Origin of the sequence: Thalassovita taeanensis (assembly GCF_900110775.1) — a bacterium.
Classification (GTDB): domain Bacteria; phylum Pseudomonadota; class Alphaproteobacteria; order Rhodobacterales; family Rhodobacteraceae; genus Litorimicrobium; species Litorimicrobium taeanense.
On record NZ_FOEP01000004.1, the window covers coordinates 315,745 to 338,101 of the forward strand.

Here is a 22,357-nt window from a genome sequence, read left to right on the forward strand (position 1 = left end):
CGGGACACAGGTAAACCGCCCGGACCGATGGATGCGCGCTGAACAATCAGACACGACTCAAAGCCTTGCTGAGTTCGACAGCCGCCACACGCGTGAAGGGCTGTTGCTGCGCTATGCCCGTGGCCGCCTGAGCAGTTTCTGGAAACGTCAGGCGCTGACGCTGAGCGGGGCCGTGCTACTGTTCTTTCTGGTGTCGCCCGAGGTTGGGCTACTGGCCTGCACCCTTGCGATTGCGGGTGAGGTGTTGGATTGCGTCCTTCTTGCCGCCATTCCGACGCTTCTGACGCGAGGGATCACTGTGCGGTGTCTCTATCGGTGGACCACGGTGACGGGCGGGCTTCAGGCGCTGACCATTGCCGCATGCGTTGCGCTGGCCTGGTTCACTGCCCCGAATGACAGTGCGTCTCTTTTCTCCCTCGCCTATCTCACCGGGGCGGGGATCAACGCGGGTATTGTGCTGCCATTCCACCCCGCAGCGACGAAGGTACGGCTATGCATCTTTGCTGGGACCGTCGTTGCACTTTTTGCCCATGCGGCGTTTCTGATCACACCGCAGAACGAGCAAGATCAACTGATTGCCCTGACATATGACGCACTTGGCAGCTGCATGATGATGTATATGGCTTCCATTTTTGTCGAATTCGTCGCAGCTGGGCATCAAAGGCAGCAGGCAAACCGGCGCGAGCTTCTGGTGCGCAGTCAAGCGCTGGCGCAAGCCCTTGCCGAGCTTCGTGAAAATCAAAAGGAAGCGCGCAAACTGTCGTTGGTTGCGCGTCACGCAATGGACAGTGTGATCATGTCCGACCCCCAAGGCCGTGTTCAGTGGGTGAATGAGACCTTTTCGCGGGTCACCGGATACGATTTCGAAGAAATACGTGGCAAGCGCCCATCAGAAGTGCTGAACGGCCCCGAAACATCGCAGGACACCGCCGACAGCATTGCCGCGGCGATATCCGCGGGAACGCCACACCGGGCCGAAATCCTAAACTATCGCAAGGACGGGAAGAAAATCTGGATGGAAACCATGCTGGTCCCCGTATTACAAGAAGATGGCAATACTGAAATGGTCGTGGCGATCGAACGCGATGTAACCGCGTCGAAACAGCATGCGGCAGAATTGGCACAGGCCAAAATTGCCGCCGAAGATGGCGCGCGCGCCAAATCGTCGTTTCTTGCCACGATGAGCCACGAAATCCGAACGCCGATGAACGGGGTGATCGGCATGGCTGATCTGCTGTGCGAGGCGCCTTTGTCCCCCGAACATCACAGTTACGCCGCCACGATCCGCACTTCAGCCGAAGCGCTGCTGACCATCATTAACGACATTCTGGACCTGTCCAAATTAGACGCCGGGCGGGTCGAGCTTTGTCAGGTCGATTTCAACCTTAGGACCTGCATCGAAGATGTGACCAAGTTGCTGAGCCCACAAGCCCAGTCGAAGGGGCTATTTCTAACAGTCGAAACCTGCGTGGCCAACACTCTGATCAATGGTGATGATGGGCGCCTGCGGCAAATTTTGCTGAACGTAATCGGCAATGCGATCAAATTCACCGAATCTGGCGGTGTGCACGTCACCACAACTGAGCACGAGACCGACGCAGGCCCTCTGGTCATGATCACGGTTCTAGACAGCGGTATCGGGATCCCTGCTGATCGGCTGGAGCGGGTGTTCGATCAGTTTTCTCAAGCGGATGCGGCCACCACGCGTCGGTTCGGTGGCACGGGACTGGGGTTAACGATCTCTCGCATGTTGGCGCACGCGATGGGGGGTGACATCAAGGTGAGCTCGCCCGAAGGACAGGGAGCATGCTTTACCCTGACTTTCCCCATGCGTGCCGCGAGTGGCACGCAAACCATTTATGAACCCGTTCCAGCCATCCTGGCGGAGGTCGCGCAAGGCTTGGTTGTTTTGGTTGCAGAAGACAATAAAACCAATCGGTTGCTGGTGCGGAAATACCTTCAGGACGCCCCCGTTTCGCTTTTCTTCGCCCATGATGGTCACCAAGCCGTGGAAATGACGCAGACGCACCAGCCCGATATCATTTTCATGGATATGTCCATGCCCGGAATGGACGGGCTGGCGGCGACACGGGCGATCCGCCGGGAATGCCGACGGCAACCTCGGATTGTTGCGCTTACGGCCAATGGCTTTGCCAGCGACAGGCAGGCGTGCCTTGATGCTGGAATGAATGATTTTCTGGCCAAACCCGTCCGCAAGGCGCAGTTGCTGGAATGTCTCGCGCTTGTACATCCAGCCCTTTGAAGCAGACAACAAGATTCGGGTGCTTTGATGCTGTGCTGGGTTTTCGCTTGGACAGCAGTTTTCCGCTGGCGTATCAACGGAGGGCATAAGAAAAGAGGCCCGCCTTGGATATCGCTACCCGCGTCTGGAACCACAAGTGGAAGATCGACCCGATCGTGCGGTCTCTGATCGACACAGATTTCTACAAGCTGCTGATGTGCCAATCGGTGTTTCGCAACAAACCTGACACTCAGGTGACCTTCAGCCTGATCAACCGTAGCAAATCTGTGCGGCTGGCCGAACTGGTGGATGAAGGCGAGCTGCGCGAGCAGTTGGATCATATCCGCTCGCTCTCGCTGACCCGCGGCGAAAGCACTTGGCTGCGCGGCAATACCTTCTATGGCAAACGTCAGATGTTCCGCCCCGATTTCATGGAATGGTTTGAAAACCTTTCGCTGCCCCCCTATCACCTTGAAAAACGCGATGGTCAGTACGAGTTGACCTTCGAAGGTAGCTGGCCGGAGGTCATGCTGTGGGAAGTCCCCGCGCTGGCCGTGCTGATGGAACTGCGCAGCCGTGCGGTTCTGGACGGAATGAAGAAATTCGAGCTTCAGATACTCTATGCCCGCGCGATGACCAAGCTGTGGGAAAAGGTCGAACGCCTGCAGCAGGTTGATGGGCTGCGACTTGCCGATTTCGGCACGCGTCGTCGGCACTCCTTTCTTTGGCAGGATTGGTGCGTGCAGGCCCTGAGCGAGGGGCTGGGTAACAAATTTGTCGGCACATCGAACTGTCTGATCGCCAAGAACCGCGATCTTGAAGCGATCGGGACCAATGCGCACGAACTGCCAATGGTCTATGCTGCGCTGGCTGAAACCGACGCGGATCTGGCTCGCGCACCCTATCAAGTGCTGGCCGACTGGCACGAAGAGCATTCCGGCAACCTGCGCATCATCCTGCCTGACACATACGGCACCGAAGGCTTTCTGAAACGCGCGCCGGACTGGCTGGCCGGATGGACCGGCATCCGCATCGACAGCGGCGATCCCGCAACTGGGGCCGAAACGGCCATCAACTGGTGGACCGAACGTGGCGAAGACCCGCGCAAGAAAATGGTCATCTTCTCGGACGGGCTTGATGTCGAAAAAATCGCCGAATTGCAGGCACAATTCGCTGGCCGTGTACGCCCATCTTTCGGCTGGGGCACCTTGTTGACCAATGATTTCCGCGGCTTGACGATGGACGACGCGCTGGCGCCTTTTTCGGTCGTCTGCAAAGCAGTTTCCGCCAATGGCCACCCAACGGTCAAGCTGTCGGACAACCCCAGAAAGGCCATGGGCCCCGCATCCGAGATCGACCGCTACAAACGCGTGTTCGGCGTGGGCGAGCAGGAAGAACAGGAAGTGGTGGTCTGAACCGGCAATCTTACCCGCCGAGAAGCAATACCGACGCAGCTAGACTCCAGCAAAAACTGACTGTGTCCGGCTGGTCCGAACCGAAGATACCCGGCGCGAACAGCCAACAAAGCGAAGAGTGCCCGCACCTTGGCGGGCACCAACGGATCAGACGTGTTGCCCGCCGTTCACCTCGATCTCGGTGCCCGAGATATAAGATGATTCGCCGGAACACAGGAAAAAGATGGTCGCTGCGACCTCTTCGGTCTGACCAAGGCGGCGCAGCGGGATATCTTCGATCAGCTTTTCAGTGCCTTTCGACAGAATCGCGGTTTCGATCTCGCCGGGTGCGATGGCGTTCACGCGCACGCCTAGCGGTCCGAAATCATGCGCCATCTCGCGGGTCAGCGCGGCCAGTGCCGCTTTTGATGTGGCATAGGCCGCACCCGCGAAAGGATGCACCCGGTAGCCCGCAATCGAGGTCACATTCACGACCGCGCCGCGCGCGGCGGCCAGTTCATCCTTCAGGCCGCGCGCCAGCACAACCGACGCGAAGAAATTGACGTGAAATACGTGCCCCCAGGTCATCAGATCGGTCGTGAGTGTGTTCAGACGCTCACCTTCGGGGCCTTTGGGGGAAATGCCGGCGTTATTCACCAACGCGTCCAGTCGCCCGTCCAGCCGCTCGCGGATCTCGGCGACTTTGTTGATCGTATCTGCCGGGTCGGCAAGGTCGATCTGCACGTGGTTTTCGGCACCGCCGCCCCAGGGGCATTCCTCTGGGAAGGGCGCGCGCGAGCAGGTAATCACCCGCCAGCCTTCGCGGTTGAAGCGGCGCACTGTGGCATGGCCGATCCCACGGCTGGCGCCGGTCAGAAGCATAGTTTTTTGTGGTTTTTTCATCGGGTCCTGCCGTGTCTGTCTTTCCGAGAACCTAGCACTGTGCAGCCCAAGTGCAACGAGCCACTTGGCACAAAGCCCGTAAGCCGCTAACACAAGGCGGTTCTGAGGACACAAATGATGAAGAAGCAGAATATGAACCGTGATTGGATCGCCACCGCCCGGACCTTGTCCGAGGCCCTGCCCTATCTGCAACGCTTCACCGGCGCTGTTGTCGTTGTGAAATTCGGCGGCAACGCCATGGGCGATGATGACGCCATGGCCGAGTTTGCGCGCGACATGGTGTTGATGCGACAGGTTGGCGTGAACCCGGTTGTGGTGCATGGCGGCGGCCCGATGATCAACGATCTTCTGAAGCGTCTGGGGATTCACAGCGAGTTCGTACGCGGCAAACGCGTGACCGACAAAGCCACGGTCGAGGTGGTCGAGATGGTTCTGTCGGGCCTAGTCAACAAGCGCATCGTACAGGCCATCAACGACGAAGGTGGCCGCGCCGTTGGCATCTCGGGCAAGGATGACGACCTGATGGTATGCGAGGCGGATGACCCCGAACTGGGCTTCGTCGGCAAACCGGTCGAGATGAACGTGCAGGTGATCCGCGACCTGTATAACGCAGGTATCATACCGGTGATCGCGCCCGTGGGCACGGGCATGGCCGACAACGAGACGTTCAACGTGAACGGCGACACGGCAGCCGGGGCGATTGCCGGCGCGCTTCAGGCGGACCGGTTGCTGTTGCTGACCGATGTGGCAGGCGTCAAGGACAAGGACGGTGAGGTCGTCACGCAACTGTCGCCCGATCAGGTGCGCGAAATGATCGCCGATGGCAGCATCGCAGGCGGCATGATCCCCAAGACCGAAACCGCATTGGCGGCGTTGGAAGCCGGGGTACGGGCCGTAGTGATCATGGACGGGCGGATGCCGAATGCCTCTCTGCTGGAGCTGTTTACTGAACATGGGGCGGGGTCGATCATCCGATCATCCGAGCCGCGCGTTCACCCCGGTCTGGACTGACGATGGCCCGATATGCGCAGATCGAAAATGCCGCCCTCGGGCGGCATTTGTGCATTCTGGGTGGGCTACACCCGGAAGATATGGCCGGGGTCGGCACGCTTTTGTTGCTCGGGCCGGATGAGCCGGGTTTTTGGCCCGCCTTCACCGCGGCCCCCGAGTATCAGGACGGGCTGCCGGATCCGATGGATCGCTGGTCGGCGCGAGAGATCGGAGCGCTGGCCACCGGCCTGGGAGCGCAGGCATTGTTTCCCTTCGGCGGGCCGCCGTTTCAACCGTTTATCCAGTGGGCCAAGGGCAGCGGACGAGCATTCGCCTCGCCGGTTGGGTTACTGGTGCATGAACACGCGGGTCTGTTCGTTTCCTATCGCGGAGCGCTGGGATTTGCCGAACGGATTGGCCTGCCTGCGCCCCCCGCAGCGGCCCCTTGCGACAGCTGCGACACGCGCCCCTGTCTGAGTGCCTGCCCCGTCGATGCTTTGGGGGATGCGACGGTCGGATATGATGTGGCCACCTGCAAGGATTGGCTGCACAGCCCGCAGGGGCGTGACTGCATGGCGCAGGGCTGCGCGGTACGGCGCGCTTGTCCGATCAGCCGTGCACATGGCAGGGTAGCGGCACAATCTGCCTTTCATATGGAGGCCTTTCGATGAGCCATTTGAAGCCCCTGCGCCTGATTTTGATGCGCCATGCGAAGTCCGACTGGGGCAGCCCGGCGCAACGGGATCACGAGCGCCCGCTGAATAGCCGTGGCGAAAGGTCGGCGGCAGCGATGGGAGACTGGCTGCGGGCACAGGGATATCTGCCGGATCTGGTGCTGTGTTCGGATGCGGTGCGCACCCGCGAGACATTTGCAGGGCTGAATTTGGACACCGAGGTGCGGTTCTCACCGGCACTATATCATGCCAGTTCCGACCAGATGATGGGAGTGCTGCGCAGCGCCAATGCGCCCTGTGTTCTGATGATAGGGCACAACCCCGGAATTGCAGAGTTTGCCGAACGGTTGCTGAGTACCGAGCCCGCGCACGAGCGCTTTTTCGACTATCCGACCTGCGCCACTCTGGTCGCCGACTTCGAGGTGGAGACTTGGGCGGAGGTGCGGTACGGCACCGGCGTGCCATTGGCCTTCGTTATCCCCGCTGAGGTGATGCAGGCATAAGAAAAGCGCGCCCCACAATTGCGAGGCGCGCCTGAAATTTGTGCGGTCGTTCTTTAGTGGCCGAGGATCTGGCTGAGGAACAGTTTGGTCCGCTCGGATTTGGGATTGTTGAAGAACTCTTCGGGTTCGTTCTGTTCAACGATCTGACCCTGATCCATGAAGATCACGCGGTTGGCAACCTGACGGGCAAAGCCCATCTCGTGGGTCACGCAGAGCATCGTCATGCCTTCTTCGGCCAGCTCGATCATGGTGTCGAGAACTTCTTTGATCATCTCTGGGTCGAGAGCCGAGGTGGGTTCGTCGAACAGCATGATCCGCGGCTTCATGCAGAGCGAACGAGCGATGGCGACGCGCTGTTGCTGCCCGCCCGAAAGCATACCAGGGTATTTGTCGGCCTGCTCGGGGATCTTGACCTTTTCAAGGAAATACATCGCCGTTTCGATTGCTTCCTTCTTGGGCGTTTTGCGCACCCAGATCGGGGCCAGCGTCAGGTTTTCCAGAATGGTCAGATGCGGGAACAGGTTGAAGTGCTGAAAGCACATGCCAACCTCTGAGCGGATCTTGTCGATGTTTTTCAGATCAGAGGTCAGTTCAGTTCCGTCCACGACAATCTTGCCCTGCTGGTGTTCTTCCAGCCGGTTGATGCAGCGGATCAACGTGGATTTCCCCGAACCCGATGGGCCAGCGATGACAATCCGTTCGCCCCGGTTAACGGTCAGGTTGATGTCGCGCAGCACGTGGAAGGTGCCGTACCACTTGTTCATATTGGTGATTTCAATCGCGACCTCATCAGAGACCTGCATTTTGGAACGGTCGATATCACGGTCGAGTGCAAGATCAGACATATTCGATCTCCTTAATGATGGTCTGTTGTGAGCTTACGCTCGAGATACATAGAATAGCGCGACATGGAGAAACAGAAGACGAAGAACAGCAGGGCGATGAAGCCATAAAGTTCCCAGACAATCCCGTTCCAGTTCGCGTCGGCGCGGATGGCGTTGCTCAGGCCCAGAGGGTCCAGCAGGGCGATAATCGACACCAGCGTGGTATCTTTGAACACCCCGATGAAGGTCGACACGATGCCCGGGATCGAGATCTTGAGCGCCTGCGGCATGATCACCAAACGCTGTGCCTGCCAGTAATCGAGTCCGAGACTGTCGGCGCCTTCGTACTGGCCCTTGGGCAGGGCAGCGAGGCCCCCGCGGATCACCTCGGCCATATAGGCAGCGGCGAAAAGCGTAACCATGATCAGCACCCGCAGGATGATGTCAAAGTTGGTGCCCGGCGGCATGAAGATGTTCAACAGGGTCGAGGCCACGAACAGCAGCGTGATCAGCGGCACGCCGCGGATGAACTCGATGAAGCCGACGCAGAGCGATTTGACGATCAGAAGATCCGACTGACGCCCCAGCGCCAGAATGATCCCCAACGGCAGCGAACAGATGATCGCGGTAACCCCGATGGTGATCGACAGCATGAAGCCGCCGAAATTCCGGCTTTGGACCGTCTCCAGCTCCAGTGGGATCACCGAGGACAGCCCCGAGGCCACGGGACCAGCGAGGAACACCCACCAAAGGATCGGCACCAACGCCGCAAGGATGATCGCGGCAAGAGCCCCCAGTGCGGTCGAGGCATAGCGAAACACACCAAAACCGATGGCAAAACCGGCGAGTGCCACGAGCGGGTTCCAGATCGAGCCGCCCCACAGCAGCCAAGCCGCGATGAAGGGGAACAGGCCCGAGAACCAGATCAGTTTCGAGGGCACGAAATCCGTGAACAGGATCGGGCCAAGCGCCACGAACAGCATCACGAAGGTTAGGATCGGCCGCCAGTAAAGCTCGGACGGGTAGAAGCCGAACATCAGCTGCAACCAGCGTTCGCGAATCACGCCCCAGCAGGCACCGGTGGTGCCGTGTTCGCCAACCGAGCCAGCGGCGGTCAGGATCTCGCGGCAATTGGCCAGCGAGGTGCCGTTCCAAGTAGGAGAAAACACCCATGGCAGGATCGACGACAGGACAGAGAAGATAACCGCAAGCGACAGCACTGTCAGGATCGAATTGAACCAGCCGGAGAACAGGTTCTCGCGCGCCCAGCCGATAAACCCGGTCGCGGCGACGGGTGGCGCTTTTTGCGGCAGTATTTCGGTGCGGACAAAAGCAATGTCAGACATCTCAGCGCTCCCTCAGCTTTACGGATTCGTTATACCAGTTCATCACGAACGAAATGGTCAGCGAGATCACAAGGTAGACCAGCATCAGCATCAGGATGCACTCCAGCTCGCGGCCAGTCTGGTTCATGGTGATACCGCCCAGAGTGCCGGTAATGTCCATGTAGCCGACGGCGATCGCCAGTGAAGAGTTTTTGGTCAGGTTCAGATATTGCGAAATCAGCGGCGGGATGATCACCCGCAGCGCCTGCGGCAAGACCACAAGGCGCATGATCCGGCTGGGGCGCAGACCAAGCGCGCCTGCGGCTTCGGTCTGACCTTTCGAGATTGCCAAAATGCCCGCACGCACGTTTTCCGCGATGAAAGCCGCCGTATAGAGCGACAGGGCCAGCCACAGCGCGATCAGCGAGTTGCGCATATGCGTGCCGCCCTGAAAGTTGAACCCCTTGAGCGCAGGATAGCCCAGATGGAACCCAAGCGCGGCCATCACGATTATCGTCGGCACCGCGATCAGGCCCAACACCAGATACCATGTGGTGGGACGATCGCCGGTTGCCTCTTGAATGCGGTCGGCGCGTTTTTTGACCATACGCGCACCGATGATACCGCCGATCAATGCGATCAGGACGACCACAAGATCAAGGCTGATGTCGAAACGGACGGCGCTTTCGCCGAACAGATGCAAATCACCGAGGCTACGGGAAAACAGCGGTTCCGGAACATAGACGCCGCGGTTGGTGAACGCCACCGAATCGGACAGAACCATTGTTGCCGTCGCATTTTCGCCGCGAAAGGCGTTTGGCGGCGGCAGTGTTTCGATCAGGATCGCCATCAGGAATACGATCCAGAGCAGCACCGGCACGTTGCGGAACATTTCGACATATACCGTCATGATCCGGGCAATCAGCCAGTTCTTTGACAGCCGCAGCACCCCGATGATGATCCCCAGAACGGTCGCCGTCAAACACCCCAGAACCGCAACGACCAGCGTATTGAGCAGACCAACAAAGGCTGCGCGCATATGCGAGCTTCGCGAGCTGTAATCAATCAGGCGCTGGTTGATGTCATACCCGGCCGATTCGCCCAGAAAACCGAAATCGATTGGTTTGCCCAAAGCGTTCAGGTTCTGCGCGGTGTTGTTAATCAGCCAAGCCGCCAGCAGCATGAACCCCAACATCGCAACAACCTGAATGGTCGCCGAGCGATAGCGGGTATCATAGATCAGCATAGATAGGCGGAACGACTCCTTAGGAGGGTCGGTGAGTGTCGTCATCTGGGTTGTTCCCCGTCATTCGGCCGTTATTTTTATCCGGTCCCCGCAGGGCCGATGGCCGATATTTTTTTCAAAACTGTCGTGGTATTGGCGAAAGGGCGCGGAAGAACCGCGCCCTGTGCAGATTCCGGATTAACGGAACGGAGGAGTGTAGAGCAGACCGCCATCGGTCCACTGCGCGTTCAAGCCGCGCGACAGGCCGATCGGTGTGCTGGCGCCGATGTTCTTCTCGAACAATTCGCCATAGTTGCCACCCGCCATGATGGCGTTCTTGGCCCAGTCAGGCGACAGCCCCAGCATCTCGCCCAGGGTACCTTCGGTGCCCAGAATACGGTTGATTTCCGGGTTGTTGGTACCTGCGGACAGCTCGGCGATGTTGGCCGAGGTGATGCCCAGCTCTTCAGCAGCGATCAGCGCGTTCAGCGCCCAGCGAACCACATCGCCCCATTCATTGTCGCCGTGGCGAACAAGCGGACCGAGCGGCTCTTTCGAGATGATCTCGGGCAGAACAATGTGTGCTGCAGGGTCTTCAAATGTGGCGCGAGTCGCGGCCAGACCGGAGGCGTCTGTGGTGTAAACGTCACAGGCACCGGCAAGGTACTGCTGCTGCGCTTCGGCGTTGGTTTCGATCGGAACCGGCTCGTAGCTGATGTTGTTCGAGCGGAAGAAATCCGCCAAGTTCAGCTCGGTCGTGGTGCCGGTCTGAATACAAACGGTTGCGCCATCCAGGTCCTTGGCCGAGCTGACGCCCAGAGCCTTGGGAACCATGAAACCCTGACCATCATAGTAGTTCACGCCGACGAAATCGAACTTCAGATCGACATCGCGCGAGAAGGTCCAGGTGGTGTTACGGGCCAGAACGTCGATCTCACCCGACGCCAGCGCGGTAAAGCGCGTCTTGCCGGTTGTGGGAACGAATTCAACTGCGGTCGGGTCGCCGAGAACAGCAGCAGCGACGGCGCGGCAGATGCCAACGTCAAAACCGTCCCATGTGCCGTTTGCGTCAGGCGCAGCGAAACCAACAAGACCGGTGGTCACGCCGCAGTTCAGCTTGCCGCGTGCCTTGACGTCGTCGAGTGTTCCGGCTGCAGCAGCACCGGCAGCAAGGCCGGCGACGGTCAGCGCGCCAAGAAATACGGATTTTTTCATGTTTACCTCTTCCTGATTTTCCGCCCATTTTAAGAGCGGCTCATCCAGCCCTTTTTGGGCCGGGGGCTATACTGTAAAGGGTTGCCCCCCTCTCAGTGACCAAAGTTTGGGCGGATTCATCTGCAAAGGTCAACCCTATCGTTTTCAAAACCGCGTGGCTTTTCAGATTTCCGTAAGGGAAGCCGTGTCTTCGCGCACCTAGAAGGCAGGCGCGCACAGGTCGTGAAAACTTTTGGCGTGCAGGAAAGCCATCTGCTTGGTCTCGGCCAGAGCTGTGGCCTCGTCGTCGGCGCCCCATTGCTCTTCCTGCCAAAGCTCGTCAATGCGCGACAGCGCCCATATCTGCTGAGGTGGCAACAGGTCATGCACCGCAGCAAAGCCCAGAACCAACGAGCCGGACAGGCTGACAAGATCATGGAATGCCGTAAGCCGGAACGGATCCATCGCGCGCACACGTGCCTGCAATACGCACTGCCCCTCGGGGTCTTGCGCGATATGCATAACCCCCTCCGCGCAGATCAGGCGCACACCAAGGCTCTGCTCGGCCCAATCAAGGATCGGATCCCAGGCTGCAGCCTGACGGGCGATCAGTTCTTGCGGCGCGGGTGCACGATAGCACAGCAGATCGGTGCCGCCGTAATCGGCAATCAGCGCGGCGACCTCGTCATGCTGCTGCGCGACCTTATCGAGCGCGGCATTGGCGGACCGGGTGACGGGCATGGTCTGGGGCTTGATCTCGCCCTCTTGCGCGTCCCATTCATCGGCGACGGCTAACGCCATGGCCCGCGTCGGGACCACCAGCAGCGTCTTGGCCGGGGTGCGCACTGGGCGCCCGTCCAACTGTACGGTGAAGCCGTCGTCGGCCTCGGTCACACTTGCCTCTTTCCAGAACCGTTTGGCTTTCCAGTTGCTCATCGCTTTGTGTCCCACACCCTGTTCAGAACGCCGGGCAATTCACGGAAATCGCTGACCATATGATCGGCCATCCCAGCCAGATCCTGCGCCGGATGATAGCCCCAGCCAACTCCGATGGCGCGCACCCCGGCGGCCTGCGCCATTTCCATGTCAAAACTTGTGTCGCCGATCATCACGGTATCCGCAGGCCCGATGCCGGTTTCCGCCATCGCGGCCTGTATCATCGCCGGATGCGGCTTGGACGGGTGATGGTCCGCCACCTGCCGCGTCACGAACACGCCCTCCAGCCCATGCCCGGTCAGCAACGCATCCAGCCCGCGCCGCGATTTACCGGTAGCCACGCCAAGGATGTTTTGCGGTACGCCACCCAAATGCGTCAGCACGTCACGCACATGCGGATAAAGCGGCGAACTTCGCGCCGATCCCTGCTCTGCGCGCAGCTGCATATATGCCTCTTTATACCACGCCTCCATCTGCGTGTGCTGCAGCGGGGACAGGCCCGGCGCAAGGCGCGGTATTGCCACCTGAAGCGACAGACCGACAATGCTTAGGACAGCCTCGCGCGGGGGCGCGGCCTGACCGGCCTGCTCAAAGGCACGACTCATCGAGGTGACGATGTCGCCCTGACTGTCCACCAGCGTTCCGTCCACATCGAAGATGATCAGCCGTAGCTGCCCCGTCATTCCAGATCCTCGAACGGGTCCTCGGGGACATCATTTTCGTTCCACTGGAACGTATTCCAGGTGCGTGTCATGTGCTCGGGCAGCGCTGCGGTGAAGCTGATAACCTTCTTGGTCATCGGATGCTCGATTCGCAACGAGCGCGCGTGAAGATGCAGCTTGCGACTGATATCCCCCCCCAATTGCGCGCCCCATCCATCGCCTAGGTTTTCCTGCCCCGAACCGCCGTATTTACCATCGCCGATGATCGGATGCCCGATCTCGGCCATATGCGCGCGCAACTGATGGGTGCGGCCGGTGATCGGCACCAGCGCCACCCAGGCACAGCGTTTCGCCGCCGTATCCAGCACTGCGTAATCGGTGGTGGCGCGTTTGGCGCCTTCGGTTTTGGCCACGTCGGACGGGTGCAGGCAGATCATCTTCTCACCTTCCCCACCGCTGCCATGGCCGGGCGCCTTGATCAGACCGTATTTAATCGTGCCCATCCGCGGCGCAGGCACACCTGCAACGGCAGCCCAATACATCTTGCGGGTTTCGCGGTGGCGAAACGCTGCGGTCAGCGCCGCCGCCGCCAAACGGTGCCGCGCCAGAACCAGCACACCCGAGGTATCCTTGTCCAAGCGGTGCACCAGCCGTGGCTTTTCATCCGCGCCAAAGCGCAGCGCCTCGGACAGGCTGTCGACATGGCGGGTCTGCTTGCTGCCGCCCTGAACCGGCAATCCGGGCGGCTTGTTCAACACGATCATATCATCGTCGCGGTAAATCACCGCCGATTGCATCATCTTGATATCGGCGTTGGAAATATCGGTTCGTGGCCCAGCCTCGATCTGGTCGGGTGTGGGCAACGGCGGAATGCGCACGTCCTGCCCGGCTTCAAGCCGGGTCGCAGGCTTGACGCGACCGCCATCGACCCGCAATTCGCCCTTGCGACACATCTTCTCGATCCGGCCCTGCGACAGATGCGGGAACATCCGCTTCAACCAGCGGTCCAAGCGCTGGTCGCCATCACCCGGCCCCACAGTAATTGTCTGAACCCGGCTCATGCCAGCACTCCTCGCATCAAATTTACCCCGACCACCAGCGCAGCCAACGACAACACAACCGACAGCCCGACATACATCGCCGCCTGCCCCACCGCCCCGCGTTCAAACAAGGTATACGCCTCTAGCGAAAACGCCGAGAAGGTGGTGAATCCTCCCAAGACCCCGGTCATCAGCAACGGGTTAAGATGGCTCAGCCCCTTTTGCCCCAGATAGACAATCAACGCGCCCATGACCCCGGACCCAAGGATATTGACCGCCATCACCCCAAGCGGAAACCCCGGCCCGACAAAACGAAAAATCGCAATCCCCGCCAAATACCGCAGGGATGCGCCGAACGCGCCGCCAAGAGCGACCTGAAGAAGGGTTGTAAACATGCCGCCCCCTCTGAGGCTGCATCGCCCGAATGTCAAGCAATCAAGGCCCATCCTGCCCTTCTGCTTCTTTCTGAGCGAAATACTCCCGCGCGGAGCGCGCCGCTTCGTGCCCTGTGCACGAAGCTCACAAAGTGATGCCAACGGCATCCCGATCAGATCAGCTGCGTTGCGCACGCAAACGGGCGAAATACTCCAGCCGTTTTTTCAACTCGCGCTCAAACCCACGCTCGACCGGCTGGTAATAGCTGCCCCGCTGCATCGTTTCGGGAAAGTAATTCTGCCCCGAAAACGCATCTTCGGCGTCGTGATCATAAGCATAACCTGCGCCATAGCCCTGCTCTTTCATCATCTTCGTCGGCGCGTTGAGGATATGCTTGGGCGGCGGCTCGCTGCCGGATTTTCGCGCCGCCTGCATCGCCGCCTTGTAAGCAGCATAGCCCGCGTTGGATTTCGGCGCCAGCGCCAGATAGGTCACGGCTTGCGCCAGCGCCAGCTCGCCCTCGGGGCTGCCCAGACGCTCATAAGTTTCCCACGCGTGCAGGCAAACAGTCTGCGCCTGCGGGTCGGCCAGACCGATATCCTCGACCGCCATGCGAATGATCCGCCGCGCAAGATAGCGCGGATCTTCGCCGCCGGTCAGCATCCGTGCCATCCAGTACAGCGCCGCGTCAGGATCAGAGCCGCGCACCGATTTGTGCAGCGCCGAGATCAGGTTGTAATGCTCTTCGCCGCCCTTGTCATATTTCGCTGCGCGCTTCATCAGGCGTTTGCTCAGCGCCTCGGTGTTCAGCTTGCCCTCGACCCGCCAGGCAGCAACCTGTTCGATCAGGTTAAGCAGCGCCCGCCCGTCACCATCCGCCATTTCCAGCAGTGCCTCGCGCGCCGGGCCGTCCAACGGCAGAGCGCGGGCCAGCTGTTTCTCGGCCCGCTGCGTCAGCCGCTCCAGATCGGCCAGCGACAGCCGCTCCAGCACCAGAACCTGAGCGCGGCTCAAGACCGCGGCGTTCAGCTCGAAGCTGGGGTTTTCGGTGGTGGCCCCGACCAGCAGGATGGTGCCATCTTCCATATGCGGCAGGAAGCTGTCTTGCTGGGCTTTGTTGAAGCGGTGAATTTCGTCGACGAACAGCAACGTGCCCTGCCCGTTTTGACGGCGCAGCCGGGCGGCCTCGAAGACTTTTTTCAGATCGGGCACACCGGTGAAAATCGCGCTGATCTGCACGAAATGCAGGTCGGTTTCATCCGCCAGTAACCGCGCGATGGTGGTCTTTCCCACTCCCGGCGGACCCCAGAAAATCAGTGATGAAAGGCTGCCTGCGCCCAGCATCACGCCAAGCGGCGCCTCCGATCCCAAGACCTGCTCCTGCCCGATCACCTCGGACAGCGCCTGCGGGCGCAACTGGTCGGCCAGTGGGCGTGGCGCGGTGCCTTTCGGGGCGGGCGGTGTGTCAGAGGCGAAGAGATCGGCCATCAGCGCATCACAACCGGAACCGAATGACCAGCCGCTGCAGCCCGCGCTGCACATCCAGCGTCAACCGTCGCACGCGCCCGGTCAGGGCTTTTTCGACGTCTTTCGTAGCCTCGATCGTGTCGCCATTGATGACATGCAGGATGTCGCCGGATTTTAGTCCGACCTGTCCCGCAACCGGGCCGGGATCTTCAACCACGACCCCGGTGCTGCTGAGCGGCAGGCCATACTCCGACAGGACGGCGGGATTGATGTTCGATACGGTCAGGCCCGGCAGCGCCGACGCCTCGCTCAGCACGCGGCGGTCGCGTGCGGGGGTGTCGGGGGCAGCCATCAGCCCGACCGTGACCTCCTGTGCCGTGCCATCGTGGACGCGGGTGATGCGCGTTTGCGCCCCAAGCCCGGCCACGGACATACGGAACACCATCTCGGCGGGCGTGTTCACCGGCTGGCCATCAACGGACAGGATTACATCGCCGGACTGAAACCCGGCAGCCAGAAATGGGCTTGCAGGATGCAGTTCCGCAATCAGGATACCACTGGCGCGCTCAAGCCCAAGGCTGGCTGCGATATCGGCATCAACGGGCTGTCCGTTTATCCCGGCCCAGGGGCGTTTGAACTGGTTTTCACCGGCGCGGGCCTGTGCCACGAACTGCGCCACGAGGTTGGAGGGAATGGCGAAGCCGATGCCGTTTGACCCGCCCGAACGCGTCAGGATCGAAGTATTTACCCCGATCAGCCGCCCGTTCACATCAATCAGCGCACCGCCAGAGTTTCCGGGGTTGATCGCCGCATCGGTCTGCAAAAAATAACCGCGAGCGCTGCCGGTAGCGGTGCCCGAACGCGCCAGCCCCGACACGATGCCGCTGGTCACGGTCTGGCCGACGCCGAAGGGATTGCCAATGGCCAGTACCAGTTCGCCAACCTCGACGCTCTCGCTGTCGCGCAGAGCAAGAGAGGGCATGTCCTGTGCACTATCAAGACGCAGGATTGCCAGATCGCTTTCTTCATCAGAGAGCAGCACCGACGCCTCGAATTCGCGCCGGTCATTGAGCACCACGCGGATGTCCGTCGCACCGCCAACCACATGATAATTCGACACAACATAGCCATCCGAGGACAAAATCACACCAGAGCCAAGCGAGTTTTGCACCTGCGGGCGGATGGTGCCGAAATCGCGGAACATGTCGCGGAAAAACGGATCATCCTGAAACGGGCTGGTCCGGGTGGCGACGATGCGCTTGGCATAGATGTTCACCACGGCGGGGGCGGTTTGTTTCACGAGCGGCGCAAAGCCAAGCTGAATTTCGGTTTGCGACTGCGGCACGCGGGTATCCGCCAACAGCGGCGTGGCAATAAGCGTGAGAACGAAAATGAATGACCGAACCATGCGGACCCCCTGAATAGCTATCTCTGATATGCTGAGCCGGGCGGCGGATTGCAAGGTGGGGTGCCGCCGCAACGAAAAACCCCGCCCGCAAAAGCGGACGGGGCTGACAGTCGGCGCGGGGCCGGTGTGTCTTATTCTTCGGCGGCTGCCTCGGCGGCAACGCGGGCCTTGTCGCCAGCGCCTTTGGCGTCAACGTCGCGGTCCACGAATTCGATGATCGCCATCGGTGCCATGTCACCATAGCGGAAACCGGCTTTCATGATACGGACATAGCCACCCTGACGCTCTTTGTAGCGCGGGCCCAGAACTTCGAACAGTTTCGCAACATATGCGTCCTGCTTCAGCTGTGCACCGGCCTGACGACGCGCGTGCAGATCGCCGCGCTTGCCCAGCGTGATCAGCTTTTCAATGATCGGGCGCAGTTCTTTGGCCTTGGGAAGGGTCGTTTTGATTTGCTCATGTTCGATGAGCGAGCCGGCCATGTTTGCCCACAGCGCCTTACGGTGCTCGTGGGTACGGTTCAGGCGGCGGTAACCTTTTGCGTGACGCATTTTCTATCTCCTACAGCGTTATGCTTTGTCTGGCAGCCGATGCGTGTCAGCCACTCTCCTTGGGGCGGTATGCCCAGTTTTGGCGCCTCTGTAATACGTCGGTATCACGTCGGTATTTCGTCGGTGCCGGGGTCGGTATGGCGAGATCAAGCCCGCCCTACCCGTCGTGTACAGGGCGGGGTTACCCCCGCCCTTGTTCTTAGAAGGCGTCTTCGAATTTCTTCGCCAGATCTTCGATGTTGTCTGGCGGCCAATCCTCGACGTCCATGCCAAGGTGCAGGCCCATGCCGGACAGCACTTCCTTGATCTCGTTCAGCGACTTGCGGCCGAAGTTCGGGGTGCGCAGCATCTCGGCTTCGGTTTTCTGGATCAGGTCACCGATATAAACGATGTTGTCGTTCTTCAGGCAGTTTGCCGAACGCACAGACAGTTCCAGCTCGTCCACTTTCTTCAGCAGAAGCGGGTTGAACTCGAGACCATCATCATCGTCCTGACGGGTGGCCGATTCCGGCTCGTCGAAGTTGACGAAGATCGACAGCTGGTCCTGAAGGATACGCGCGGCATAGGCCACGGCATCATCCGGGGTCAGCGATCCATCGGTTTCGACCTTCAGCGTCAGCTTGTCATAGTCCAGCACCTGGCCCTCGCGGGTGGGCTGCACATCGTAGCTGACTTTTTTGACCGGCGAATAGATCGCATCGATCGGGATCAGGCCGATGGGGGCATCGTCGGGCTTGTTCTTGTCAGCCGCAACATATCCCTTGCCGGTGTTGACCGTCAGTTCCATGTACAGATCGGCGCCATCATCGAGGTGGCAGATCACGTGGTCCTTGTTCAGAACCTCGATCCCGGCGCTGTCGGTGATGTCGGCAGCGGTGACGACACCGGGGCCTTTGGCGTTGATCGACAGGCGCTTGGGCCCTTCGACTTCCATGCGCAGCGACACGCCTTTGAGGTTGAGGATGATGTCAGTCACATCCTCGCGCACACCGGCGACGCTGGAGAATTCGTGCAAAACGTTGTCGATCTGCACCGAAGTGATGGCCGCGCCTTGCAGCGAGCTCATCAGGATACGGCGCAGGGCGTTGCCCAACGTCAGACCAAAGCCGCGTTCCAGCGGTTCAGCGACGACAGTTGCTTGACGAGTCGGGTCATTACCCGGCTTTACGTCAAGCTGTGTCGGCTTGATCAGCTCTGCCCAATTTTTATGGATCATGCGTCCCTCCATTCCTGTCTTGTCCCCATGTCCTAAAGTCCAAGACGCCCGAGGTTTCTAAATGACGGATTGGGGCCGTGCAAAAGCACAGCCCCGATTCGTGTCGTGTCGGATCAGACCCGGCGGCGTTTCGGCGGGCGGCAACCGTTGTGAGCCATCGGCGTCACGTCACGGATCGAAGTGATGTTGAAACCGACTGCAGCCAAAGCGCGCAATGCGCTTTCGCGTCCGCCACCGGGGCCTTGCACTTCGACTTCAAGCGTTTTCACGCCGTGTTCCTGAGCTTTTTTGCCTGCGTCTTCGGCAGCCATCTGAGCAGCATAAGGCGTCGATTTACGCGAGCCTTTGAAGCCCATGGTCCCTGCAGAGGACCATGCGATAGCGTTGCCCTGAACGTCAGAGATCAGGATTTTGGTGTTGTTGAACGATGAGTTCACATGCGCCACGCCTGTGGCGATGTTTTTGGAGACCTTCTTCTTGCCTCCGCGACGGGTATCACGTGCCATTGATGCAGCCCTCCCTTATTTCTTCTTACCGGCAATGGCCTTTGCGGGGCCTTTGCGGGTACGAGCGTTGGTGTGGGTCCGCTGACCGCGAACGGGCAGGTTACGACGGTGACGCAGGCCGCGGTAGCAGCCCAGATCCATCAGACGTTTGATGTTCATCTGCGTCTCACGGCGAAGGTCGCCTTCAACGGTGAAGTTTGCGTCGATATGTTCGCGAATCGACAGAACTTCGGCATCCGACAGCTCGTTTACACGGCGGGTTGCGTCGATGTTGACTGCGTCGCAGATGGCTTTGGCCGAAGTATGACCAATTCCGGTGATATATGTCAGGGCGATCGGGACCCGTTTGTGGGTCGGGATGTTTACGCCGGCGATACGTGCCACGTTTCACTTTCCTTTTCGTTGCGGTTCCGTAGCTCCAGAACCTTTTTTCACAACGCAGGCCCGAGGCGTGAACGCGCCGGGCCGCAGCTGATCCAGGTGATACAACTCCCAGTACTATGTCGCACAGGGAATCAACCTCTCGAGAGAGATAGGGCTGGGTATGTGGAAATCGAAGATAGGTCAAGGCCGAACCGACAGATAACTTGCCGTGCAGGCAAGAGCGTGCGAATCCCCAGCCTCTGCCCCCGTCTTCCCGCCGTTGGTTGGCGTTGCAAGGGCTGCGGCAAGGGTAAGCATCATCCGCAGGATTAGCAACCTTGTGGTGAGCTTGCGGCCGTCTTTGTGCAGCGGCGTCGGGACTTGAGCCGGAGGGGGCGCTGTGTCCCTGTGCGGAGCTGAAACGAAAAAGGGCAGAGGTTGCCCCCTGCCCTGCATTCATCAATCTCAAGGTCCGACTCAGTCGAGGATGGAGGCAATCACGGCCTGCACGTCGGCGATATCGGCCAGACCATCAACGCTGCTGAGCTGACCCTTGGCGTAGTAGTAGCCGATCAGCGGCGAGGTCTTTTTGTAATATTCCATCAGGCGCTGGCGCAGACTGTCTTCGTTGTCATCGGCGCGGCGCTTCATGTCGGTGCTGCCGCATTTGTCACAGGTGCCAGCCACGGCGGGGCGTTTGGTGTCATCGTGATACACTTCGCCGCAATTGCCGCAGGTGTAGCGACCGGTGATGCGCGACACGAGGGCGGCGTCATCCACCTGCATCTCGATCACGGCGTCCAGAGTTTCGCCCGAGGCGGCCAGAAGATCGGCCAGTGCATCAGCCTGTGCCAGGGTGCGCGGGAAGCCGTCAAAGATGAAGCCGCCGACCTTGTCGCCCGCCAGCTTTTCGCGGATCAGGCCAATCACGATCTCGTCGGTGACCAGATCGCCGCGTGCCATCACGTCGGCCACGATCTTGCCCATCTCGGTGCCGCTGTCCTTGGCTTCGCGCAGCATGTCGCCGGTCGAAAGCTGGATCATGTTGCGGGTCTCGACCAGATGGCGAGCTTGCGTTCCCTTGCCCGCCCCCGGCGGTCCTAGCAGAATGATGTTCATCGGCGAGCGGCTCCCTTCCGCGGGCGTTTCTTGGATTTGCCGCGTAATTGCGACTTTTCGAGCAGCCCTTCATATTGGTGCGCCAAAAGGTGACTTTGCACCTGCTGGATCGTGTCCATGGTCACGGACACAACGATCAGCACCGAGGTTCCGCCAAAGTAGAAGGGAATCGCCAGCTGGTGGCGCAGAATTTCAGGAAGGAGACAAACTGCCGCAAGGTAGGCCGCGCCAAGCACAAGGATACGGTTCACCACATATTCAAGATACTCAGCGGTTTTCTTGCCCGGGCGGATACCGGGAACAAAGCCATTCTGGTTCTTCAGGTTGTCGGCCACCTCATCGGGCTTGAACGCCACGTTGAAGGTATAGAAATAGGCGAAGAACACGATCATGCCGACGAAGAACAGCAAATAGAGCGGCTGTCCGGGGCCAAAGTAAGCCAGCAGTGTGGACATGATCGGGCCCGTCTGCGCGCCCGAAAAGGTGCTGATCGTGGTCGGCAGCAGCAACAGCGAGCTGGCGAAGATCGCCGGGATAACGCCCGCCGGGTTGACCTTGATCGGCAGGTGGCTTGAGCCACCGTCATAGACCTTCATGCCGACCTGACGGCGCGGATATTGGATATGGATCTTGCGCAGGGCGCGCTCCATGAACACCACGAAAGCGATTGTGGCGATCACCATCAGCAGCACGCCGACGATCACGGCCGGGCTGACGGCGCCCGAACGCCCCTGAGACAGGAACTGCGCCAGCGCGGCGGGCACTTCGGCAATGATGCCGACAAAGATGATCAGCGAGATGCCGTTGCCGATGCCGCGGGCGGTGATCTGCTCGCCCAGCCACATCAGGAACATCGTGCCGCCGACCAGCGTCACAACACAAGAGGCGCGGAAGAACATGCCCGGATCGGTGACCAGATCACCGGCTTCAAGCGAGGCCGCGAGGCCATAGGCCTGAAGCGTGGCCAGCACCACGGTGCCATAGCGGGTATACTGGTTGATCTTTTTGCGACCCGAGTCGCCCTCTTTCTTGAGCTGCTCCAGGGAGGGCACCATCGAGGTGAGCAACTGAATGATGATAGAGGCCGAGATATACGGCATGATCCCAAGCGCGAAGATGCCCATGCGGCCAAGCGCGCCGCCGGTGAACATCGACAGGATACCGCCAAGACCGGCTGCTGCACCTTCCATGAAGTCGCGCAGCGCCTGCCCGTCGATCCCCGGAACGGGAATGAACGTGCCAAGGCGATAAACAATCAGAAGCCCAAGGGTGAACAGAATGCGGCTGCGCAGGTCGGTCGCTTTGCCAAGGGCGGCCCAGCTGGTGTTCGCTGCCATTTGTTCTACTGCAGATACCATTCGCGGTCTCTCTATCGTGACAACGCCGCCAAGAGCGTTTTCCAGCTCTGGCGGCGTTTGGGAAAACTAGGGATGTATGTAA

The 22,357-nt window shown here is 60.0% G+C and carries 22 protein-coding genes; 5 read left to right on the forward strand and 17 right to left on the reverse strand.

Annotated elements, in window-relative coordinates:
• Positions 1-31: 31 nt before the first annotated feature.
• Complete coding sequence (locus tag BSF79_RS08295; RefSeq protein ID WP_090269387.1) at positions 32-2,263, forward strand: PAS domain-containing hybrid sensor histidine kinase/response regulator; 2,232 nt, start codon at positions 32-34, stop codon at positions 2,261-2,263.
• A gap of 104 nt (positions 2,264-2,367) precedes the next feature.
• Positions 2,368-3,657, forward strand: a complete 1,290-nt coding sequence (gene pncB, locus BSF79_RS08300; RefSeq protein WP_090269388.1) for a nicotinate phosphoribosyltransferase — start codon at positions 2,368-2,370, stop codon at positions 3,655-3,657.
• A gap of 147 nt (positions 3,658-3,804) precedes the next feature.
• Here the strand turns inward: pncB and BSF79_RS08305 are convergent, their stop codons facing one another.
• Entirely contained in the window at positions 3,805-4,539 is a 735-nt protein-coding gene (locus BSF79_RS08305; protein WP_090269389.1) for an SDR family NAD(P)-dependent oxidoreductase, read from the reverse strand.
• A gap of 132 nt (positions 4,540-4,671) precedes the next feature.
• Here BSF79_RS08305 and argB point away from each other — a divergent pair, with 132 nt between their 5' ends.
• From argB to BSF79_RS08320, 3 genes are read left to right on the forward strand one after another with little or no spacing between them, the layout of a single operon-like run.
• Entirely contained in the window at positions 4,672-5,550 is an 879-nt protein-coding gene (gene argB / locus BSF79_RS08310; RefSeq protein WP_090269483.1) for an acetylglutamate kinase, read from the forward strand.
• A gap of 2 nt (positions 5,551-5,552) precedes the next feature.
• Positions 5,553-6,200, forward strand: a complete 648-nt coding sequence (locus tag BSF79_RS08315) for a ferredoxin (RefSeq protein ID WP_090269390.1) — start codon at positions 5,553-5,555, stop codon at positions 6,198-6,200.
• Positions 6,197-6,706, forward strand: coding sequence for a SixA phosphatase family protein (locus tag BSF79_RS08320; protein ID WP_090269391.1), 510 nt, complete (start codon positions 6,197-6,199; stop codon positions 6,704-6,706). The genes BSF79_RS08315 and BSF79_RS08320 overlap by 4 nt, the downstream gene beginning before the upstream one ends.
• A 53-nt stretch (positions 6,707-6,759) precedes the next feature.
• Here the strand turns inward: BSF79_RS08320 and BSF79_RS08325 are convergent, their stop codons facing one another.
• The 16 genes from BSF79_RS08325 to secY form a co-directional block, all read right to left on the reverse strand.
• Complete coding sequence (locus BSF79_RS08325) at positions 6,760-7,551, reverse strand: amino acid ABC transporter ATP-binding protein (protein ID WP_090269392.1); 792 nt, start codon at positions 7,549-7,551, stop codon at positions 6,760-6,762.
• Positions 7,552-7,562: 11 nt separating this feature from the next.
• Positions 7,563-8,876 carry an amino acid ABC transporter permease gene (locus BSF79_RS08330; RefSeq protein WP_090269393.1) on the reverse strand — a complete coding sequence of 438 codons (1,314 nt, stop codon included), beginning with the start codon at positions 8,874-8,876 and terminating at the stop codon, positions 7,563-7,565.
• 1 nt (position 8,877) lies between these two features.
• Positions 8,878-10,146, reverse strand: a complete 1,269-nt coding sequence (locus tag BSF79_RS08335) for an amino acid ABC transporter permease (protein ID WP_090269394.1) — start codon at positions 10,144-10,146, stop codon at positions 8,878-8,880.
• A gap of 132 nt (positions 10,147-10,278) precedes the next feature.
• On the reverse strand, positions 10,279-11,295 hold the full coding sequence (locus BSF79_RS08340; RefSeq protein ID WP_090269395.1) for an amino acid ABC transporter substrate-binding protein: 1,017 nt from the start codon (positions 11,293-11,295) through the stop codon (positions 10,279-10,281).
• Between the two features lie 198 nt (positions 11,296-11,493).
• The gene (locus BSF79_RS08345; protein WP_090269396.1) at positions 11,494-12,210 is read right to left on the reverse strand and encodes an ATP12 family chaperone protein; all 717 of its coding nucleotides are present in this window, start codon (positions 12,208-12,210) and stop codon (positions 11,494-11,496) included.
• Complete coding sequence (locus BSF79_RS08350) at positions 12,207-12,893, reverse strand: HAD-IA family hydrolase (protein ID WP_090269397.1); 687 nt, start codon at positions 12,891-12,893, stop codon at positions 12,207-12,209. Before BSF79_RS08350 ends, BSF79_RS08345 begins: the two co-directional genes overlap by 4 nt.
• Positions 12,890-13,933 (reverse strand): RluA family pseudouridine synthase, encoded by a 1,044-nt coding sequence (locus BSF79_RS08355; RefSeq protein WP_090269398.1) that lies wholly within the window; start codon positions 13,931-13,933, stop codon positions 12,890-12,892. The genes BSF79_RS08350 and BSF79_RS08355 overlap by 4 nt, the downstream gene beginning before the upstream one ends.
• On the reverse strand, positions 13,930-14,307 hold the full coding sequence (crcB, locus tag BSF79_RS08360) for a fluoride efflux transporter CrcB (protein WP_090269399.1): 378 nt from the start codon (positions 14,305-14,307) through the stop codon (positions 13,930-13,932). Before crcB ends, BSF79_RS08355 begins: the two co-directional genes overlap by 4 nt.
• A gap of 157 nt (positions 14,308-14,464) precedes the next feature.
• Complete coding sequence (locus BSF79_RS08365) at positions 14,465-15,775, reverse strand: replication-associated recombination protein A (protein ID WP_090269400.1); 1,311 nt, start codon at positions 15,773-15,775, stop codon at positions 14,465-14,467.
• 7 nt (positions 15,776-15,782) lie between these two features.
• The gene (locus tag BSF79_RS08370; RefSeq protein WP_090269401.1) at positions 15,783-17,162 is read right to left on the reverse strand and encodes a Do family serine endopeptidase; all 1,380 of its coding nucleotides are present in this window, start codon (positions 17,160-17,162) and stop codon (positions 15,783-15,785) included.
• A gap of 131 nt (positions 17,163-17,293) precedes the next feature.
• Positions 17,294-17,713 carry a 50S ribosomal protein L17 gene (gene rplQ, locus BSF79_RS08375; RefSeq protein WP_090269402.1) on the reverse strand — a complete coding sequence of 140 codons (420 nt, stop codon included), beginning with the start codon at positions 17,711-17,713 and terminating at the stop codon, positions 17,294-17,296.
• 199 nt (positions 17,714-17,912) lie between these two features.
• Positions 17,913-18,929, reverse strand: a complete 1,017-nt coding sequence (locus BSF79_RS08380; protein ID WP_090269484.1) for a DNA-directed RNA polymerase subunit alpha — start codon at positions 18,927-18,929, stop codon at positions 17,913-17,915.
• Positions 18,930-19,042: 113 nt separating this feature from the next.
• On the reverse strand, positions 19,043-19,435 hold the full coding sequence (rpsK, locus tag BSF79_RS08385) for a 30S ribosomal protein S11 (protein ID WP_090269403.1): 393 nt from the start codon (positions 19,433-19,435) through the stop codon (positions 19,043-19,045).
• 15 nt (positions 19,436-19,450) lie between these two features.
• Positions 19,451-19,819 carry a 30S ribosomal protein S13 gene (gene rpsM / locus BSF79_RS08390; protein ID WP_090269404.1) on the reverse strand — a complete coding sequence of 123 codons (369 nt, stop codon included), beginning with the start codon at positions 19,817-19,819 and terminating at the stop codon, positions 19,451-19,453.
• Positions 19,820-20,275: 456 nt separating this feature from the next.
• Positions 20,276-20,917: an adenylate kinase gene (locus BSF79_RS08395; RefSeq protein WP_090269405.1), complete on the reverse strand. Its 642-nt coding sequence runs from the start codon at positions 20,915-20,917 to the stop codon at positions 20,276-20,278.
• On the reverse strand, positions 20,914-22,275 hold the full coding sequence (secY, locus tag BSF79_RS08400) for a preprotein translocase subunit SecY (protein WP_090269406.1): 1,362 nt from the start codon (positions 22,273-22,275) through the stop codon (positions 20,914-20,916). The genes BSF79_RS08395 and secY overlap by 4 nt, the downstream gene beginning before the upstream one ends.
• Positions 22,276-22,357 lie beyond the last annotated feature (82 nt).

Excerpts from the sequence above, each read along its gene's own strand:
- BSF79_RS08295 (WP_090269387.1), top strand. The coding sequence starts at position 32 with ATGCGCGCTGAACAATCAGACACGACTCAAAGCCTTGCTGAGTTCGAC.
- BSF79_RS08305 (WP_090269389.1), bottom strand. The coding sequence starts at position 4,539 with ATGAAAAAACCACAAAAAACTATGCTTCTGACCGGCGCCAGCCGTGGG.
- argB (WP_090269483.1), top strand. The coding sequence starts at position 4,672 with ATGAACCGTGATTGGATCGCCACCGCCCGGACCTTGTCCGAGGCCCTG.
- BSF79_RS08315 (WP_090269390.1), top strand. The coding sequence starts at position 5,553 with ATGGCCCGATATGCGCAGATCGAAAATGCCGCCCTCGGGCGGCATTTG.
- BSF79_RS08320 (WP_090269391.1), top strand. The coding sequence starts at position 6,197 with ATGAGCCATTTGAAGCCCCTGCGCCTGATTTTGATGCGCCATGCGAAG.
- BSF79_RS08325 (WP_090269392.1), bottom strand. The coding sequence starts at position 7,551 with ATGTCTGATCTTGCACTCGACCGTGATATCGACCGTTCCAAAATGCAG.
- BSF79_RS08330 (WP_090269393.1), bottom strand. The coding sequence starts at position 8,876 with ATGTCTGACATTGCTTTTGTCCGCACCGAAATACTGCCGCAAAAAGCG.
- BSF79_RS08335 (WP_090269394.1), bottom strand. The coding sequence starts at position 10,146 with ATGACGACACTCACCGACCCTCCTAAGGAGTCGTTCCGCCTATCTATG.
- BSF79_RS08340 (WP_090269395.1), bottom strand. The coding sequence starts at position 11,295 with ATGAAAAAATCCGTATTTCTTGGCGCGCTGACCGTCGCCGGCCTTGCT.
- BSF79_RS08345 (WP_090269396.1), bottom strand. The coding sequence starts at position 12,210 with ATGAGCAACTGGAAAGCCAAACGGTTCTGGAAAGAGGCAAGTGTGACC.
- BSF79_RS08350 (WP_090269397.1), bottom strand. The coding sequence starts at position 12,893 with ATGACGGGGCAGCTACGGCTGATCATCTTCGATGTGGACGGAACGCTG.
- BSF79_RS08355 (WP_090269398.1), bottom strand. The coding sequence starts at position 13,933 with ATGAGCCGGGTTCAGACAATTACTGTGGGGCCGGGTGATGGCGACCAG.
- crcB (WP_090269399.1), bottom strand. The coding sequence starts at position 14,307 with ATGTTTACAACCCTTCTTCAGGTCGCTCTTGGCGGCGCGTTCGGCGCA.
- BSF79_RS08365 (WP_090269400.1), bottom strand. The coding sequence starts at position 15,775 with ATGGCCGATCTCTTCGCCTCTGACACACCGCCCGCCCCGAAAGGCACC.
- BSF79_RS08370 (WP_090269401.1), bottom strand. The coding sequence starts at position 17,162 with ATGGTTCGGTCATTCATTTTCGTTCTCACGCTTATTGCCACGCCGCTG.
- rplQ (WP_090269402.1), bottom strand. The coding sequence starts at position 17,713 with ATGCGTCACGCAAAAGGTTACCGCCGCCTGAACCGTACCCACGAGCAC.
- BSF79_RS08380 (WP_090269484.1), bottom strand. The coding sequence starts at position 18,929 with ATGATCCATAAAAATTGGGCAGAGCTGATCAAGCCGACACAGCTTGAC.
- rpsK (WP_090269403.1), bottom strand. The coding sequence starts at position 19,435 with ATGGCACGTGATACCCGTCGCGGAGGCAAGAAGAAGGTCTCCAAAAAC.
- BSF79_RS08395 (WP_090269405.1), bottom strand. The coding sequence starts at position 20,917 with ATGAACATCATTCTGCTAGGACCGCCGGGGGCGGGCAAGGGAACGCAA.
- secY (WP_090269406.1), bottom strand. The coding sequence starts at position 22,275 with ATGGTATCTGCAGTAGAACAAATGGCAGCGAACACCAGCTGGGCCGCC.